Below are 17067 nucleotides of genomic sequence, written 5' to 3'. Positions count from 1 at the left end.
AGCCATTGTATTAATTGGGGAAATGTAAAGTTATGTAAGCTATTGCAAAAATAATGTAGCGATTACTGGAACAATCACTACATTTTTCTTATCTTTACAGGGCATACTGACTGATGATGCGATAAACATCATTGATGTTATCACCGGATTTAAAATCTTTACTAATTGGAGTTGGATCAGAGCCCACCCAAATTTTTAATTCCGCATCTAGATCAAAGTGCCCAGCACTTTCTTTACTAAACTTAGTAATTTTTGAATAAGCAATACTGATCATTTCCATTTTTGAGCCAGTCACACCTTGCTTGTCGAGTAAAATTAAACGTTTGTTAGTAAATATAAACATATCGCGTACAACCTTATAAGCTTTTTCTACTTGCTCACCCTCAATCAAGGTATTCGCTAATACTTTTTCTAAATCAGCGTCATCAACTTCGCTAGCATTGCCCATTAATCCACTTAATAAACCCATTATACTGTCTCCTGTTTAAAAATTTGATTCTCTAGTGTGTGTCCATTTACTAATTGGCGGTAACGCCACCCTTGCTGATAACAAAATTGTAATAGCGTGATATCAAATGGTGTGGCTGTTTTTTGATACTCAATAACATACTCTTTCGCTTGGCTCATATATACCTTGGATACATCTGGCAGAGCTTGAATTTTTGCCTCAACATCAGCGTATTGCTCATTTAATAACAAGGTGATAAAGCCAATTTGCTGTTCATTACTATTGTTTTGCTTGGGATGCTCAGTAAGCTTGCCCTTATCAAGATGCAATACATGTGAACATAAACGTTCTAGCTCGGTCAGATCGTGTGAGCTTAAAATAAAGGTCGCCTCTGAGCTCAATTCGGAAACTAATTGACGTATTTCACGGGCATGAATGGGATCAAGCCCTGCGGTGGCTTCATCGAGCATCACAATTTGCGGTTTACCGATCAGTGCCTGCCCTATTGTGACCCGCTTGCGCATACCATGCGATAAATCATCGGCGCGTTGTTTGGCAGCTTCTGCCAGCCCTACCAATTCAAGGACACGGATTGCTTCTGCTTGACTTTGTTTAGATGAAAGCCCTTGCAACTGGCCATAAAACGCGAGTTGATGAGAAATACTAAAACGGGGATCAAGTTGCGCATCTTGCGGCAGCGCACTGAGTTTGCCAAATAACTCACTGCTGCCTGGGTTATGGCCTAAAATGCTGAGCGTGCCCTTTGTCGGTAATATATAACCGCATAACAGGCTAAACAGCGTGGTTTTACCTGCCCCATTAGGTCCGACTAAGGCAACAGGCGCACCTTTTTGAATTTCAAAACTCACATTATCAAGTGCTAATTTACTACCGTACTGCTTAGTTAAACCTGTTGCTTGTATTAATGTGCTCATAATGAACTCCTTACAAAAATACGCTGGGCTAGGGCTAACATAACCACGGTTTGAATAACGGGAATAGCTAAACTGTTAAACAATCCTGCATTTTGCCCCGCCATTTGATCTAACTGTACTCCAGGGAAAATATAATCAAGAATTGCCATCGCAGGAATTTGCCAACTCAATAGACCAACGACAATATTTCCGCCAGCAAAAAATAACACGGCCAGCACCACGGTTAAACGTGCCGAACGCGCAAATGTATTTAATAAAGTCATCAGTGCTATAAAGGGTAAAACGGCTATTAAAAGGTAACAGAACAACATGAAACTGCGACTTAAACCCGTCATTAATAATGCAGGCTCACGAAATGCCATCACTGCGACAGCAGCCACTAAGGTCACAATTAACAGCGCGGCCAAAATAAACACTTGCCCTAAAAACCGACCAAACAGCATTTCGTTACGGGTTGCTCTTAGCGATAAAAATCTAAGCGTGCCTCGTTGCTTGTCACCAACAAGTTGGTCACTGCATAAAAATAGGCAAAAACTTGGGAAGCTGTACAGCGCGATTAACCAATACATAGCAAGCTCAGCCTCAGGCCAATCGAGCAATTTACTTAACCCTATAGCACCAAACACTTGCTGTGCTAATTCAGCTATCTCGGGGGAGCTAATCAAGCTTACCGCTTGCCCAATTGGGTAGCGTAGAATGAGTAACCAGCATATTGCAAAAGCCGCAACCGCCAGTAAACCTCGCTTAGTCAAAAATAACCTTACTAGTTCAAACTGGGCAATTTTCAATAATCGCTGTGGGTGTAATTGTGTCACAGATATTCCTATTTAATCGATATACAGCTTACACTAAGGGCAAACGTGTTGAATTACTAGCAAAAAAAAGCTCACCAAATGGTGAGCTTTGTAACAATGGATTTAAATGTAACAAGTAAACATTTATAAATGTTGCTTATACACGTCCAATGCCTGTGTTAAATCCGTAATTAAATCGTCTACATCTTCAAGGCCAATATGTAAGCGGATCACCGGACCCAGCTGCCACCCCGTCGCTGAACGCAGGCCTTTCATTGTTAAATTTGCGGTCACTAAACTCTCAAAGCCGCCCCACGAAAAGCCCATTTTGAAGTGCTCAAGGCTATCTAAAAAGGCATCTATCGCCCCTTGATTACCTTCTTTCATTACAAATGAGAATAAACCATTACTGCCATCAAAATCACGTTTGAAAAACTCATGCCCAGGGCAACTCTCAAATGCAGGGTGACGAATATGATCAACCAGTGGATGTTGCTCTAGCCAGTTTGCCACTTTAATAGCGGCTTTTTCATGCTGGTTTAAACGTACCGCCATAGTACGCAACCCCCTAAGCGCTAAATAAGCATCGTCAGCTGAGGTACATTGACCAAGCAAATAAGATTGCTCACGTAGAGTTGGCCAGTATTTTTTATTCGCTACAGCAACGCCCATCATCACGTCAGAGTGACCAACAATATATTTAGTCGCAGCTTGAATGCTAATATCAACACCGTGTTCTAATGGGCGATAATGCAAGCCATTGCCATAAGTGTTATCCAGCATGGTCATTACGCCTTGTTCATTGGCAACAGCAACCATTGCCGGTACATCTTGCACTTCCATCGTAATAGAGCCTGGCGACTCTAAAAATAACACTTTAGTGTTTTCTTTGATAAGTGCTTTGATACCCGCACCAATTGTTGGCGGATAATAGGTAGTTTCAACACCAAACCCTGCTAAAATTTTATCGCAAAAATCACGGGTTGGTTCATAAGCATTATCAACCATTAAGATATGATCGCCAGCTTTCACAAAAGCCAATAACGCACTACTAATAGCCGCCGCGCCGCATGGATACAGCGCGCAACCTTCTCCGCCTTCCAGTTCAGTGATTGCTTCTTGCAGTGCAAAATGTGTGGTGGTACCGCGACGGCCATAAAATAGCGTTTTATCGCCGCGTTTTTTTGCCGCTTCTTTGAGTTCGGCCACGGAATCAAAAACAACTGTTGACGCTCGTTGCACTACAGGGTTAACAACGCCTTGAGTATAGGCTTTTTTACGTCCAGCACTGACTAACAGCGTATTTTTATTACTTGTCGTCATTTCTTAATCCTTAAAATTTTATACATGCATTACACAATGCTTAATCGTTTAAATTACACCAGTGATCAATTAAATAGCGTGATATTGAGTCTGTCCGAGGTAATTTAAAATGCTCACCTTCTTCATGCCAATTACCAAAGCGTTTAAGCTCTTCTCGGCTAAACCACTGCGCATCATCTAGTTCATCTTTATCTACGTGAATGTCTTCGGTAACAGCTTCAGCTATAAAACCCAACATAATTGATGACGGAAACGGCCATGGTTGTGAGGCAATATAACGAACATTGCCAACAACAATACCAGCTTCTTCCATCACTTCCCGTGCTACAGCTTGTTCAAGGCTCTCTCCAGGGTCAACAAAACCAGCTAAAGACGAGTACATACCGGGCGCCCATATCGCTTTGCGACCCAATAAACAACGCTCAATGCCATCGGCAAAGGTACGCGTTACCACCATGATCACTGCGGGATCTGTGCGTGGAAATGTTTGATGCTTACACTGCTCATTAGTGCATAAGCGCGAATGGCCTGCCTCAACAAGGGTATTTTCGCTCCCACAACGTCCGCAATAGCGATGTGTTGCATGCCAGTAACACAAACCACGCGCAAGTGCCGCCATGGAGCCTTGTTCAAGCGCAACGTTAACGCCATAACGACGAATATCAACAAACTCAGCATCACCAATCAGTTTTGCTAATAGCACTTCATCTAATTGGCTTACATCAAGTGCAAAATGGCTGGTTTGTTGCTCATCTAAGCCTAAGAATATCGCCTCAGTTAAATCTAAATTACACACTGTTGCGAAGCTCAAAAACGTCACTGAATAGCTATTACTGTCAAATAAGGTCTGATTATTATTCACTAATAACCAACGACTGTGCTCATTGACTTGAGCTGCAAACCAGCTTGGCTCTTTACGTAAATTTGATGCCCGATTTAACGACATAGCAGTGTAATTAAGCATGCTCGTCCTTTTAATTGTTTAGATGGCTAAAACTACCATAACACTCACCTAAACCCAATTATTACTCACTGATAAACAGGCAAAAAAAAAGCCCTTACGGACTTTTTTAAACACACAATGAATTCTTTTAATAATTACAATGTAGCTAAATGTGCCTGTAATTTTTGATTTTCAGCTTCGATATGCTGATAAAACTCTAAATCTTCAAGTTTGCTTGCGGCTGCTTTATCAATAACAATTACAGCATCTTTATGTAACTGAAGTGCAGAGGCTGGACATTTAGCCATTAACGGGCCTTCAATCATGGCGTGTACTGCATCGGCCTTATTTTCACCGGTAGCAAGTAACACAACCTTTTTTGCTTCTAAAATAGTCCCAATGCCCATGGTAATAGATAGATGAGGTTGATATTCATCCTCAGCAAAAAAGCGGGCATTATCATCAACGGTTGCTTTAGTCAGGGTTTTTACGCGAGTACGTGAACATAGACCCGATGAAGGCTCGTTAAACCCGATATGGCCATTTCGGCCAATGCCTAATAACTGCACATCAACGCCACCTGCTTTAGCTATTTTGTCTTCATATTCTTTACATGCAGTAATTGGATTTACGGCATCACCGGGCGGCACAAAAGTATTTTCTTTATTGATATCAACATGACTGAATAGTTGCTCGTTCATAAAGTAACGATAACTTTGTGGATGATCACCCGCTAAACCTAAGTATTCATCTAAATTAAATGTTGTCGCTTGAGAAAATGAGATATCACCGGCTTTATTTTTAGCGATTAATTGTTGATATAACGCAACCGGCGTAGAGCCCGTTGCTAAACCGAGCACTGATGTTGGTTTTTTTTGTAATTGGGCTGCGAAAATATTTGCGCCATAGGCAGCTACGGCTGCTGCATCATTTAAAATTACTATTTGCATATTTGTTTGCTCAGTCATTAAATTAGTTGATGAAAAAATGGGATCTAAGTCCCAATTCCACGTGCAATCGAATTGGGCCTTAGATCAAACCATACAGGGATACACTGTTTGGTTAACACTATTATGACAACGCTGTCATTATTACCATTCCACTTTCGTTTGTAAAGTAAAAGTGAATAAAAAGTTGTTTTTTTACTGTTTTCTAGTTGCACGTTTTATACACTGACAAATATTTTACGCTTGTACATCCAATGTAAAACAAGGATTTGTACTAATAACAAAGCGATAACGCCAAATAGTGGCTGCCAAAGTTCAGGAGCGGCATTAATAAATCCACCAAATACACTACGGCTTATATATGTCCAATCCACTAAACTTGACGCTAAATAAATAATAATTGAGTTGGCGCCAATAATGACAAATGGGTAGGCTAGTTTTTGACCATTCAAAATATCAACCAATACATAGAACGCCGCCAGTAATATCGCGCTCCACCCTACCGTGACAAGTACAAAAGAACTTGTCCATAGCTCCTTATTAACTGGGAACTGTAAATCCCATAACCAACCGAGGCAGACACTGATCACACCGGCTATAAATAGTAGACTTGCTGTTTTCCACTCACCAATTTGCTGTGCTCTACTAATGAGTTGCCCTGCAAAAACGCCAATCATGGCATTAATAACCGCTGGAAAACTTGATAAGATCCCTTCAGGATCAACAGGACGATTTTGATAACTAATACCCGGTAAAAAATGTGTATCAAACCATGCATTCCAACTACCCGCAGCGCTTAAATCGCCAGCAACGCCGCCTGGCACAGGGATAAAGCACATTAATAACCAATAACCTCGCAATAAACCTATGGCAGTAAATACTTGCGTGCGAATACTAGTATGCCAAACCAACATTGCACAAAAAAACCACGCAATTGCAATACGACCCAGTACACTAGCGTAACGAATTTCATCAAACGCTAAAGGAATACCGGTGCCCCAGCCATGGTTATACATTACCCCTAATGCAGATAATAACAGCAAACGCTTTACCGCTTTACGGTAATAAACTTTTCGCTCAATCCAACTGAGGTGATCAATACGCTTCGGAGCCAGCCCCATTGCCACGCCAGATAGAAAGATAAATAACGGGAAAATTAAATCGTAAAAAGTAAAACCATGCCAAGTACTATGTACGGTATGTGCTTCGAAGACTTTCCAGCCAGTCCAGCCGGTTAATACAAATAGAGCGGTAAAGATAGATTGTCCACCCAAAATCCAAAACATATCCATACCACGTAATGCATCAAGTGACGCAAGCCGTTTTTTATTCGGTTTTTCAACTGTGCTTGTTGTTGTCATATTCTTTACTCATAAAACAAAAAAGCCCCGCGGTACAACGGCGGGGATTTTTCCAGGGAAACGTTAGATTGCAATGCCTGCAATATAAGTTGCTTTGACATACTGCTGCCCATCGAGCACCACAAAGTCAGCGTCAAAGCCATCAAGTAAACGTCCCTTGTTCTTGAGGTTTAAATATTGCGCCGGGTATAATGCAGCCATTCGTAAGCTTTCACTTAGGCTAACATCTAGAGTATTAACGGTGTTGCGCACAGCACTTGCCATATCCAAAACACTGCCAGCTAGCTCGCCAGTGCTTGAATTTAGTCTATCGCCAGTGCGAATAACCTTGCGACCATCGAAGAAGTCAAATTCCATATCATCGGTACCCACTGGTGGCATCGCATCAGTGACCAACATAATTTTGCCACGTTGCTTACTACGAATAGCTAATTTTGCAGACAGTGGATGAACATGGTGACCATCGACTATTAATCCACACCAGCTAGTATCATGCCAAAGTGCAGCACCAACCACACCCGGTTCACGGGATGTAAATGGTGACATCGCATTGTATAAATGGGTAAAACCATCGGCCCCCGCATTCAGTGCCGCCATGGTTGTTTGATAATCTGCATTGGTATGGCCAATGGATACTTTCACACCACAAGCAACTAAGCGCTCAACATCCGCAATGCTGACATTTTCAGGCGCTAAGGTTACCATCTTGATCCCTAAATCTTGACGAGCATAAATGGCAAACTCTTGCTCGCTGATCGGGCGAATAAACTGCTCACTGTGAGTGCCTTTTTTTGGAAAAGATAAATGTGGGCCTTCAAAATGGATACCTAATACACCCGGTACGCCTTCGCTTATAGCTTTTGCCGTTGCATCAGCCGCAGCTTGCATTACTGCAACTTTATCAGTAATGAGTGTTGGCATGAGTGCAGTAGTGCCGAATTGACCATGTGCTTTTGCAATACGGTCTAAACACTCTGTGCTTTGCTGAGCATTAAAAAATGCACCGCCACCGCCATTGACTTGGACGTCAATAAAACCAGGTGCAACGAGACCGTCTAACTCTATAACTGATTCTGTGGTTGAGTCTTCAAGCTTAAATACACCATTTTCAACACTAAATAATGCGTTATCAATAAAGGTTTCGGCGGTAAATAAGCGCGCAGCGCGATAGAAGGTTTTCATTACAAGGCTACCTTTTGATCTTGTTCTAGTACCGATTGTTGAGCGAAGTAAATAGCGCCCATTTCTGGTGGTTGTTTTGGTATTTCAACACGTTTTGCAATTTCTGGGTCAAGCCATTTATTTAATGGTTCAGCAAGGCCACCAATCATAGATAAACGCGGTGGATTATTTTCTAATAAACGATGTGCTAACTGACTTACATAGGCTGCGCCGTCTTTAACGATAGCCAACGCAATAACGTCACCTTGATTCGCTGCATCAAAAACATAGCGAGCAAGCTTGGCATAGCTGCTTGACGGTTGTCCAGCCATTTGCTCGGCTATACCCATTGCATTTGTTGCATTAAAATGACTTTTTATTACGTGGGTTAATGCCGTATGAGGGCCTAAGCCATCAAGCTCAACTAACACAGCTTTGATAGCCTCAAGCCCCATCCATGCGCCGCTGCCTTTATCACCGAGTGCAAAACCATGGCCACCGAAGTTCACTGATTGCCCTTTTACATGTGAAAAACCACATGAACCTGTGCCTGTAATAATCACCGCGCCATCGCCGCCCTCATGAGCGCCAATACATGCCGTGTGTAAGTCTGTAGTAAGGAACATCTGTTTAAATGGATGTTCCCATTCAATTATTTTTTCATACAAGCTTGGTAGATTAACGCCCGCCAACCCTAAGCCAGCATAAACTTGGTGAATAGTTTCTAGCTGCAAACCCGCATCACGCATAGCCAGCTGTGTAGACACCATTATTGACTCTAATGTGCGCTCTAACCCATGTAATGGATTCGCGGGGCCACCTAGACCAGTTCCTAATACTCCATGTTGTGTAGAGTATATAGTTGCACGGCACTTAGTTCCGCCACCATCGATACCAATAAACAATTGGTCCTCATTCGCACTCTTAGCCATCATTTAACGACCTCTAACCTTCGTTTAATATTTGTATTAACCGCATCTTTTTTTATTATCTTAATGCGATTCACCCTCAACCCATGTTGAATTAATGTTACACAACAAATGACAGCGTTGTCATTATATTTTTCATAAAAATTCACACATATTCCATATTTATCTCTAATTAATTGAATTAAATAAATAATTAATATTAATTAAATTAGTGTCGACTATTATTCAACGTCACAATCAGGCTTAAAAATAACATTATTACCTAAAAAACACCTAAAATAGTGATTTTACATGCTATTTTATCAATGCATTATGGCCACTAAGGTAAATTAATTGTAGTAACGTTAGACCAGTTTACCTAAATAAATAATTTAGTAAAGAATCACCACTTATATTGGAATATTTTTTCTAGTGGTTGATTAAAAACAATCGCTATTTTAAAAGCAACTTCCAACGACGGTGAATATCTGGCGGCTTCAATAGCTGCAATTGTTTGACGTGTTACCCCTACAGCATCCGCTAATTGTTGCTGCGTCATTTCATCATGTTGAAATCGTAATGTACGGATTGAATTGCTAATTGCTAACTTCGCCATTTTAACCTCTTTGCAATAGCCATATTTCCACGACCCCACCGATGACTTCACTCAGTAATGCGGCGATCACCAACTGATGCACAGGACTCATTGGTATTGGGTATACTGTGTTAATTAACAATGCAAATACCGCATTGACTACGCCTAATTGCAAAATGAATAAGCTCACGCTTTTGGCCTTTAACGCAATAGCTTGCTCTCGCTCATCTTTCGGCTGATTGGCATACTTACTATTAAACGCAGCTAAGATACTATGTAACACAACAACCATCACAACGGTTTGTATTACAAGTTTGATCAGCAACCCACTGGCAAGTGTTGGATCCATTTGTGCTTCAGGTGTCATAAACAACACAGCTTGCAGATAATTAAACAACACGACTAATGTTATAACCACCTCAAGTAATCGTGATTTTTGTGTGTAACTCATATCCCCTCCGGCAATGTAAAGTACAACTAACTCAATGTTAAAAATAATTAACATTAAAAACTATAGTTCTACACCACCACAATGTCAAAAATAATTAACACCAGGTTAAGTATTTTATACTCACGTTACAGTAGCAAGGCGTCGTCAATGCAATAAAAATGTTCAGCACTTTGTTTCAGTGCTTCCGCTGTTAGTTTATCAGCGCCATAAACATCACATGGTACATTATACTGATGCTGTAGATGACCCAACAAGAGCGCAAAGTCACCATCACCAGAGAGTAATATAACTTTATCAAGGTGCTTACCTTGCTCGAGCATATCAATGGTGATACCAACATCCCAATCACCTTTCGCACTGCCATCTTTGCGCTGAATAAATGGCTTCAGTTTCACCTCAAAACCAATCGCACGGAGAATATTTTGAAACTGAGATTGCTTTTCGTCACCACGATAAATAGCGTACGCTATTTCACATTCAATATCATAGTCTTGACTGATTTTTGCCCAAAAAGCATTGTAGTCAAAGTTTTTTCGGTAACTCTCTCGACAGGTGTAATAAATATTTTGTACATCAACAAAAATTCCAACCTTAGGTTTCGTACTTGTTGTGCTGTGTGTTTCTTGATTCATGCGATATCCTTTTTATGAGGGTCTGTTGACCTTTCAGGATTAAAATTTGTTCAACCTAGGCAGAACCCGAAGGGCAGCGCGTGTTTGGCATTTATGCGTCGTTATCGCCTATTTATGGGGAACAACCACACTACATAGTCTCTGCCTTGCCTAAAAACCAAACACACTGCTGCAAAATTAACCTCGAAAGATAAACAGACCCTTATCACCCTACTGTAACATACCCGCTGCCATTTCAGGCTCTTGCATTTATCTCATAAGTAACCTAAATTAGTTACATGGATTTATGTAACCAATATTGGTTACATTTTAATATGTAACTGAGTTAGGACATTTATGATTGCAGTGATCAGCGGCGATGTGATCAAATCACAACATATTCCAAAGCACGACTACGATGCAATGCTCTATCAACTTGACCAAAGTATACGAGCGATTACTGAAGATAAACATAATCAAGGTATTATTTACCGAGGCGATGCATTTCAACTGCAAATAAATCAACCTGCGCAGGTCTGCAATGTCGCGGTGTTATTGTATTTACATTTAAAAGCAAGCGGTTATGAGGTTCGCCAAAGTCTAGCAATTGGTGAAATAGATAATGCCAGAGCGGATATAAAAACAGCCACGGGCTCAGCATTTACCCTGTCAGGTCGCAGCCTTGATGAAATACACAATCAACGCTTTATATTTAGCAGTGTTATCGAGCCAACAAATGAAGGGTTAACCCTAAGTCTGGCTTTTATTGATGTACTGCTGACTAAAATGACCCAAAAACAAGCAAACGCGCTGTATGTCTATTTAACCAGTAAGAATAACCAGCACAGTGAGCTTGCCAAACAATTGCAAACAAGCCGAGAAAATGTCACTAAATTACTCAATTTGGGTCATTATCAATTAGTCGAACGGTTTTTACACTACGCAGAAAAAACCATCGCAGACACCCTATCAGGAGCTATAGAATGAGTTTTATGTTGTTATTAGTCGTGTTAATTATCGGCCATATTTTAGCTGATTTTTACTGGCAGCCAATGAGCTGGGTCAATAACCGTAACACTCGCCATTTTCGCGCTAAAAAACTGTATTTGCACGTGCTAGTACATGGCGTGACCACGGCTACTATTGTCACTTGGTGGGAGTTTACGTTTGGTTGGCAAACCATCGCCCCTATCTGTATCGCCACCAGCGTTGTGGTTGTAACCCATTACTTTATTGACTTAGCCAAATCGTATTCCAGTAAAGGCGTGATCCCTTTTGTTGTCGATCAACTCGCTCATTTAGTCGTTTTGCTGTTATTAGCCATCTGGGTAACTGACAGCAGCGAGTTTTTTGCACACGCTTGGCAATGGCTAATACAACCGCCAATATTATGGGTAGTGTGTGGGTATTTATTGGTATTAACGCCAAGTGCGGTGTTCATTCGCATGATGTTAGAGCGGCTCACTAGCGGCTTTAGTACTACCGGAAGTTTACCCGCCGCAGGACAAAGCATCGGCATGCTTGAGCGAGTATTAATGTTAACATTTATTTTGCTAGACCAATTTGCCGGAGTCGGCTTTTTGCTCGCAGCAAAATCAGTGTTTCGATTTGGTGATTTAAGTGCCAGTAAAGATAAAAAACTGACTGAATACGTGATGCTCGGTACCTTACTCAGTGTCAGTGTGACTTTATTTATTGGCTTGGCGGTTAATTATCTCAAAGCACTGTAACTTTACAAGCCCATAAAAAACGCGCCAAGGTAGGCGCGTTTTTTATCAATCAACAGATTAATTATGCGTTGCTTGAGCCATCATTATTTGGACGGCGACGTCGCTGAGAATTGCCACCGACAGATTGACGCTTAGCCCATGGGTTTTGTGTTTGCTCACCACCCGCTTTATTAGCATCTGGCTTTTTACCTGAACCACCACGGCGTGGGCCTGTACCACTGCCATTGCTATTAGGCTTTTTGCTATCCGACTTAGGCTTAGAAAACGGCTGTTTGGCTTTTTTCGGCTTTTTCGGTTTTGTTGGTCGTGCATCAAGCTCTCTTTCTGGCACTGGATTACTTGGTTCAAAGCCGGGCTCTTGAGCGCGTGGGATCAATTCACCAATAAAGCGCTCGATACCATATAAGTCATCTGCATCATCAATCGTTACAAACGAAATAGCATCACCCGAAGCACCAGCACGGCCGGTACGACCAATACGGTGCACATAATCTTCATACACATTCGGTAAATCATAGTTAACTACATGCGGCAGCTCTACAATATCCAGACCACGGGCAACGATATCGGTTGCCACAAGTACACGTACTTCGCCGCTTTTAAAGCCATCAAGCGCTTTAACACGCGCACCTTGTGATTTATTACCATGAATAGCAGCACCAACAATATCATCGCGCTCAAGTTGCTTAACTAAGCGGTTTGCGCCATGTTTTGTACGGCTAAATACTAATACTTGTTGCCAATCATTACTGCGAATTAAGTGACTTAATAAAGCCGTTTTACGCGCTTTATCAACAGCATAAACACATTGGGTAACGCTTTTAGCGGTGGTGTTTTTAGCCGCAACTGAAATTTCTACCGGATCGTTAATAAGTCCTTTTGCAAGCGCTCTAATATCGTCAGAGAACGTCGCTGAGAACATCAAGTTTTGACGTTTAGCCGGTAATTTACTGATAATACGTTTAATATCGTGAATAAAGCCCATATCAAGCATACGGTCGGCTTCATCAAGCACCAACACTTCAAGGTTATCGAACTTCAATGCATTTTGATTGTGTAAATCAATCAAACGCCCAGGCGTGGCCACTAAAATATCCACCCCCTTACGAAGGCGCTGCATTTGCGGATTAATTTTAACGCCGCCGTAAACAACAAAAGAACTGATATTAGAGTGCTTAGCGTACTCTTCAACATTTTCGCTCACTTGTAATGCAAGCTCACGTGTTGGCGTTAAAATTAACGCCCGTACTTGATTACTCTTGGCTTTTTGCCCTTTAGATAAAGATTCAATCAGCGGTAATGTAAAACCAGCTGTTTTACCCGTACCTGTTTGCGCTGCAGCCATCACATCACGACCTTCAATGATCGCGGGTATAGCTTGAGCCTGAATTGGTGTTGGCGTTTCATAGCCCTTTTCTAAAACTGCATTAACTAAAGACTGTGATAAACCTAACCCATCAAAACTCATATAAACTCTCTTTTAAATAAGGCCAAAGTGGCCAGTTGCGCGCATTATACCGATCGTGACCAATAATGCATTGAATATTAACCTTTGCAGCCCTTCTCGTGGGCTTAAACGTTAAAAACTAGCGCATGGCAAACCTAAAAACAAAAAACGGCACAATGGCCGTTTTTTATAAAAATAAGATTTATTATCCGATGTTCTAGTTACTTAACACCTAACTCGCGTAGACGCTCTTGTAAGTAGCTATCTGCGGTATAACGCTCGGAAAGCACCACATCAGGACGCGGATGCAAAAATAATGGCAACGAAATACGTGACTTAGTTGACGCTTTCCCCGTAGGGTTAATAACGCGGTGAATAGTCGATGGAAAATAACCACCTGACGCTTCTTGCAGCATGTCACCAATATTAATAATTAAACTACCAAAATCGCATGGCACATCTAACCAGCCGCCGTCGGTTTTTTGCACTTGTAAACCAGGCTCGTTTGACGCTGGTAGTACCGTTAATAAATTAATATCACCGTGCGCAGCGGCGCGAATTGCCCCTGGCTCTTCATCACCTGTCATTGGCGGGTAATGTAATATACGTAATAATGTTTGCTCAGAGTTCGCGATCATGTCTTTTAAATCGATTGAAAACTTAGCACGTACATTCGCTGGTGCCTCTGCTTGCACCCAGCTTAACAGCGTGGCAGCAAACTCATTGGCTAAGCGATAATATTCGCGAATATCTGCTTCAAGCTCTGCAGGCACGCGGCCATTAGGATAAACATGGAAATATTCTTTAATGTCTTTTACCGTAAAGCCTTTTGCAACTTCCGATACCGATGGCGGAAAGTAGCCGTCTTGGGTTTCTTTAGAGAATAAAAACTCATGCTTTTGCTCAGAATTAAAAAAATCCTGCCAATTTTTATAAATTGATTCAACTAGAGACTGTGGAATTGGGTGGTTTTTTAATACACCAAAGCCCGTATTTCTAAGAGACTCAACAAACTGAGCGGCCGCATCGCTCGCTTTATAATCAACGGTAGGTAATTGCATGTTCGTTTCCAATGAATAAGTTATTAGAAGCACTTACTTAGCATAGCAGGTGCATCAATATAGCGCTTCGCGAGCATAGTAAACCAGCCTAAAAAATATAAGGACTTATGTCCGCACTAAAATAGTAACAGCATTGACTTTGACACAGATCAACAGCTAATTAATAACAATGAAAGTAAAAACAGCGTAATGTGGTCTACCCTTTAATGCGTCCCTATTCACAATAACTAAGGCAATTTACATGCGACAAAAAGTAACATTTAAAAGTGGTGAACTAAGCCTTGCCGGGCAATTAGAAACGCCAGCCAGTGATATTAAATTTTATGCCTTGTTTGCCCATTGTTTTACCTGTGGTAAAGATATTGCTGCAGCAAGTCGAATTAGCCGAGCACTCACTCAACAAGGTATTGCAGTATTGCGCTTTGATTTCACTGGCCTTGGGAATAGCGATGGGGATTTTGCCAACAGTAATTTCTCATCAAATATCCAAGATTTAATTGCCGCTGCAGATCACTTGCGTGAACACTTTACAGCGCCACAATTATTAATCGGCCATAGTTTAGGGGGCGCAGCGGTATTAGCAGCTGCCGAACACATTGCTGAAGTGCAAGCCATTACTACTATTGGCGCGCCCTCTGACGCACAACATGTAACCCATAACTTTGCCGCGCATCTAGATGAAATTAATAGCAAGGGCGAAGCAAAAGTCAATTTAGCTGGGCGTGAGTTCACAATAAAAAAACAGTTTGTCGATGATATAGCCCAATACAACCGCAGCCATATCAGTAAATTAAAGCGTGCTTTGTTAGTAATGCACTCTCCTATTGATACCACGGTAAGTATTAACGAAGCTGAAAAGATTTACGCAAGCGCTAAACACCCAAAAAGCTTTATTAGTTTAGATAACGCCGACCATCTACTCACTAACAAAGACGATGCCGATTACGCAGCAGACGTTATAGCGTCGTGGGCAAAACGTTATGTGGATTTTGATAAAAACCACTACAGTGCCAAACTGACCAACGGCAACGTATTAGTTGAAGAAAAAGACCATGTATTTACTCAGCATGTCAGCACCAAAGATCATACTTGGCTTGCCGATGAACCCGTAACAGTGGGCGGCAATAATTTAGGCCCCGATCCATATCATCATTTATTAGCAGGACTTGGTGCATGTACCGCGATGACGCTGCGCATGTATGCGAGTCGTAAAAACTTACCACTTGAACACGTAAAGGTAGAGCTAGATCACACCCGCGACTATCATAACGATTGCGATAACTACGAGCAAAGCGACAAACTTGAAGCCATCACTCGTAAAATCACCTTATTAGGCGATTTGAGTGACGCTCAGCGCCAGCGCCTATTAGAAATTGCCGACAAATGCCCCGTGCATAGAACCCTGCATAATGATCTATTAATCGTCAGTGAATTGGTAAAATAATAACTATCAAACGCGTAACATTGTTTACGCGTTATATTTTATTATTTAAAAATGCATCGATTTCTTTAGCCATCCTTGCAACTAACCACTTTGGCCCGCCATCATACATATCGTTATGACGGGATTTTTCTATCATAATTTGCGTAACAGGATACTGCACCAGTTCATCTTTATTCAGTAATACCTGATGATCAGCAGGATAATCACTGCCACGCAGTGTTAGCACGCGAATGGCGTCATTGCGTGGTAGTAGCATACGACGATGATCAAGCGTGATAATTTGGCTCACTTGCTTTGGGTAAATCGCCGCGTAGAGTGCAGATATATCACCACCATTTGAATGACCAAATAAAGTAAGTTGGCTAAAATCGTATGCCGGATATTTAGCGGATAATTGCTCAACTAAGAATTTGAGGGTCACGACCCCACGATGCCAATTTTCTATTCGTGTTGCCATATAGGGCGGATTAGAATTAAGCGCAGGATCGTTTTTTAGTTCATGGGCTACAGCAATGGTTAAATAACCCTTAGCTGTAAATACATCTACCGCAAACTGATAGTCAGTATGCGCAATCCCATATCCAGCATTAACAAACGCCACCGGGCATTTTGTTTGTTGGCTGCAGTGAGTGCTGTGTGCAGGGAGTGTAATATGGGTTGGGATGCTACGGCCGCGAGCCTCATCAAAAATAACATCACCGCTTGCATAGCTATTTACGCTAACCAAAAAGGAAAAGAGGATCACCAAATACTTAGAACGTGTCAGCATGGCTTACAAAACTTATTTTTATTTTAATTGCAGTCATTTTAAAGCTAACGATATTAATTACAATCTAACAGATACTAAAAAGCGAATGAGGTTTAAAGAACGAAATAATTATTTTAAATCTGTGCGATAATGGCGGTAT

18 protein-coding genes are annotated in these 17067 nt (G+C 41.4%); 3 read left to right on the top strand and 15 right to left on the bottom strand.

All coding sequences use genetic code 11. The annotated features are described in order from the left end of the window. Positions 1–94: 94 nt before the first annotated feature. From NDQ71_RS00705 to NDQ71_RS00650, 12 genes are all read right to left on the bottom strand, one after another. A complete protein-coding gene (locus tag NDQ71_RS00705) occupies positions 95–469 on the bottom strand; it encodes a PH domain-containing protein (RefSeq protein ID WP_064668306.1) in 375 nt (124 codons plus the stop codon). Next, positions 469–1383, bottom strand: coding sequence for an ABC transporter ATP-binding protein (locus NDQ71_RS00700; RefSeq protein ID WP_192541976.1), 915 nt, complete (start codon positions 1381–1383; stop codon positions 469–471). Before NDQ71_RS00700 ends, NDQ71_RS00705 begins: the two co-directional genes overlap by 1 nt. Beyond that, entirely contained in the window at positions 1380–2198 is an 819-nt protein-coding gene (locus tag NDQ71_RS00695) for an ABC transporter permease subunit (RefSeq protein ID WP_192541975.1), read from the bottom strand. Before NDQ71_RS00695 ends, NDQ71_RS00700 begins: the two co-directional genes overlap by 4 nt. Before the next feature lie 123 nt (positions 2199–2321). After that, the gene (locus NDQ71_RS00690) at positions 2322–3500 is read right to left on the bottom strand and encodes a cystathionine beta-lyase (RefSeq protein ID WP_301562067.1); all 1179 of its coding nucleotides are present in this window, start codon (positions 3498–3500) and stop codon (positions 2322–2324) included. A gap of 40 nt (positions 3501–3540) precedes the next feature. Further along, entirely contained in the window at positions 3541–4464 is a 924-nt protein-coding gene (nudC, locus tag NDQ71_RS00685) for an NAD(+) diphosphatase (RefSeq protein ID WP_301562066.1), read from the bottom strand. A gap of 134 nt (positions 4465–4598) precedes the next feature. Further along, positions 4599–5393: a glucosamine-6-phosphate deaminase gene (gene nagB, locus NDQ71_RS00680; protein WP_301562065.1), complete on the bottom strand. Its 795-nt coding sequence runs from the start codon at positions 5391–5393 to the stop codon at positions 4599–4601. 215 nt (positions 5394–5608) lie between these two features. Then, entirely contained in the window at positions 5609–6751 is a 1143-nt protein-coding gene (gene nagX, locus NDQ71_RS00675; RefSeq protein ID WP_301562064.1) for a transmembrane glucosamine N-acetyltransferase NagX, read from the bottom strand. A 63-nt stretch (positions 6752–6814) separates the two neighbouring features. Further along, positions 6815–7933: an N-acetylglucosamine-6-phosphate deacetylase gene (nagA, locus tag NDQ71_RS00670; RefSeq protein WP_301562063.1), complete on the bottom strand. Its 1119-nt coding sequence runs from the start codon at positions 7931–7933 to the stop codon at positions 6815–6817. Next, positions 7933–8847 carry an N-acetylglucosamine kinase gene (gene nagK, locus NDQ71_RS00665; RefSeq protein WP_064668313.1) on the bottom strand — a complete coding sequence of 305 codons (915 nt, stop codon included), beginning with the start codon at positions 8845–8847 and terminating at the stop codon, positions 7933–7935. Before nagK ends, nagA begins: the two co-directional genes overlap by 1 nt. Positions 8848–9223: 376 nt before the next feature. Continuing rightward, positions 9224–9436, bottom strand: a complete 213-nt coding sequence (locus NDQ71_RS00660) for a helix-turn-helix transcriptional regulator (protein WP_192541970.1) — start codon at positions 9434–9436, stop codon at positions 9224–9226. Between the two features lies 1 nt (position 9437). Continuing rightward, positions 9438–9866: a hypothetical protein gene (locus tag NDQ71_RS00655; RefSeq protein ID WP_283710890.1), complete on the bottom strand. Its 429-nt coding sequence runs from the start codon at positions 9864–9866 to the stop codon at positions 9438–9440. Between the two features lie 125 nt (positions 9867–9991). Next, the gene (locus NDQ71_RS00650) at positions 9992–10498 is read right to left on the bottom strand and encodes an NYN domain-containing protein (protein ID WP_301562062.1); all 507 of its coding nucleotides are present in this window, start codon (positions 10496–10498) and stop codon (positions 9992–9994) included. Between the two features lie 336 nt (positions 10499–10834). On the opposite strand from NDQ71_RS00650, the gene NDQ71_RS00645 reads away from it, so the two are divergent. Both NDQ71_RS00645 and NDQ71_RS00640 read left to right on the top strand, forming a co-directional pair. Further along, entirely contained in the window at positions 10835–11464 is a 630-nt protein-coding gene (locus NDQ71_RS00645) for a hypothetical protein (RefSeq protein WP_064668317.1), read from the top strand. After that, positions 11461–12207, top strand: a complete 747-nt coding sequence (locus NDQ71_RS00640) for a DUF3307 domain-containing protein (RefSeq protein WP_064668318.1) — start codon at positions 11461–11463, stop codon at positions 12205–12207. Before NDQ71_RS00645 ends, NDQ71_RS00640 begins: the two co-directional genes overlap by 4 nt. A 61-nt stretch (positions 12208–12268) precedes the next feature. Here the strand turns inward: NDQ71_RS00640 and NDQ71_RS00635 are convergent, their stop codons facing one another. Then, positions 12269–13675, bottom strand: coding sequence for a DEAD/DEAH box helicase (locus NDQ71_RS00635; RefSeq protein ID WP_301562061.1), 1407 nt, complete (start codon positions 13673–13675; stop codon positions 12269–12271). A gap of 200 nt (positions 13676–13875) precedes the next feature. Continuing rightward, on the bottom strand, positions 13876–14715 hold the full coding sequence (locus NDQ71_RS00630) for an isopenicillin N synthase family oxygenase (protein WP_301562060.1): 840 nt from the start codon (positions 14713–14715) through the stop codon (positions 13876–13878). A gap of 241 nt (positions 14716–14956) precedes the next feature. On the opposite strand from NDQ71_RS00630, the gene NDQ71_RS00625 reads away from it, so the two are divergent. Continuing rightward, positions 14957–16159, top strand: a complete 1203-nt coding sequence (locus NDQ71_RS00625; protein WP_301562059.1) for a bifunctional alpha/beta hydrolase/OsmC family protein — start codon at positions 14957–14959, stop codon at positions 16157–16159. Positions 16160–16190: 31 nt separating this feature from the next. Here NDQ71_RS00625 and NDQ71_RS00620 read toward each other — a convergent pair whose 3' ends face one another. Next, entirely contained in the window at positions 16191–16928 is a 738-nt protein-coding gene (locus NDQ71_RS00620; RefSeq protein ID WP_301562058.1) for an alpha/beta hydrolase, read from the bottom strand. Between the last annotated feature and the right edge of the window lie 139 nt (positions 16929–17067).

Source organism: Pseudoalteromonas sp. KG3, from assembly GCF_030436385.1.
Taxonomy (GTDB): Bacteria; Pseudomonadota; Gammaproteobacteria; order Enterobacterales; family Alteromonadaceae; genus Pseudoalteromonas; species Pseudoalteromonas prydzensis.
Note: the sequence above shows the minus strand (reverse complement) of the source record. Positions and strands in the feature narration are given on the sequence as shown.

Excerpts from the sequence above, each read along its gene's own strand:
- nudC (WP_301562066.1), bottom strand. The coding sequence starts at position 4,464 with ATGCTTAATTACACTGCTATGTCGTTAAATCGGGCATCAAATTTACGT.
- NDQ71_RS00640 (WP_064668318.1), top strand. The coding sequence starts at position 11,461 with ATGAGTTTTATGTTGTTATTAGTCGTGTTAATTATCGGCCATATTTTA.
- NDQ71_RS00705 (WP_064668306.1), bottom strand. The coding sequence starts at position 469 with ATGGGTTTATTAAGTGGATTAATGGGCAATGCTAGCGAAGTTGATGAC.
- NDQ71_RS00625 (WP_301562059.1), top strand. The coding sequence starts at position 14,957 with ATGCGACAAAAAGTAACATTTAAAAGTGGTGAACTAAGCCTTGCCGGG.
- nagB (WP_301562065.1), bottom strand. The coding sequence starts at position 5,393 with ATGCAAATAGTAATTTTAAATGATGCAGCAGCCGTAGCTGCCTATGGC.
- nagA (WP_301562063.1), bottom strand. The coding sequence starts at position 7,933 with ATGAAAACCTTCTATCGCGCTGCGCGCTTATTTACCGCCGAAACCTTT.
- NDQ71_RS00700 (WP_192541976.1), bottom strand. The coding sequence starts at position 1,383 with ATGAGCACATTAATACAAGCAACAGGTTTAACTAAGCAGTACGGTAGT.
- NDQ71_RS00660 (WP_192541970.1), bottom strand. The coding sequence starts at position 9,436 with ATGGCGAAGTTAGCAATTAGCAATTCAATCCGTACATTACGATTTCAA.
- NDQ71_RS00635 (WP_301562061.1), bottom strand. The coding sequence starts at position 13,675 with ATGAGTTTTGATGGGTTAGGTTTATCACAGTCTTTAGTTAATGCAGTT.
- NDQ71_RS00620 (WP_301562058.1), bottom strand. The coding sequence starts at position 16,928 with ATGCTGACACGTTCTAAGTATTTGGTGATCCTCTTTTCCTTTTTGGTT.
- NDQ71_RS00645 (WP_064668317.1), top strand. The coding sequence starts at position 10,835 with ATGATTGCAGTGATCAGCGGCGATGTGATCAAATCACAACATATTCCA.
- NDQ71_RS00650 (WP_301562062.1), bottom strand. The coding sequence starts at position 10,498 with ATGAATCAAGAAACACACAGCACAACAAGTACGAAACCTAAGGTTGGA.
- nagX (WP_301562064.1), bottom strand. The coding sequence starts at position 6,751 with ATGACAACAACAAGCACAGTTGAAAAACCGAATAAAAAACGGCTTGCG.
- NDQ71_RS00655 (WP_283710890.1), bottom strand. The coding sequence starts at position 9,866 with ATGAGTTACACACAAAAATCACGATTACTTGAGGTGGTTATAACATTA.
- NDQ71_RS00630 (WP_301562060.1), bottom strand. The coding sequence starts at position 14,715 with ATGCAATTACCTACCGTTGATTATAAAGCGAGCGATGCGGCCGCTCAG.
- nagK (WP_064668313.1), bottom strand. The coding sequence starts at position 8,847 with ATGATGGCTAAGAGTGCGAATGAGGACCAATTGTTTATTGGTATCGAT.
- NDQ71_RS00690 (WP_301562067.1), bottom strand. The coding sequence starts at position 3,500 with ATGACGACAAGTAATAAAAATACGCTGTTAGTCAGTGCTGGACGTAAA.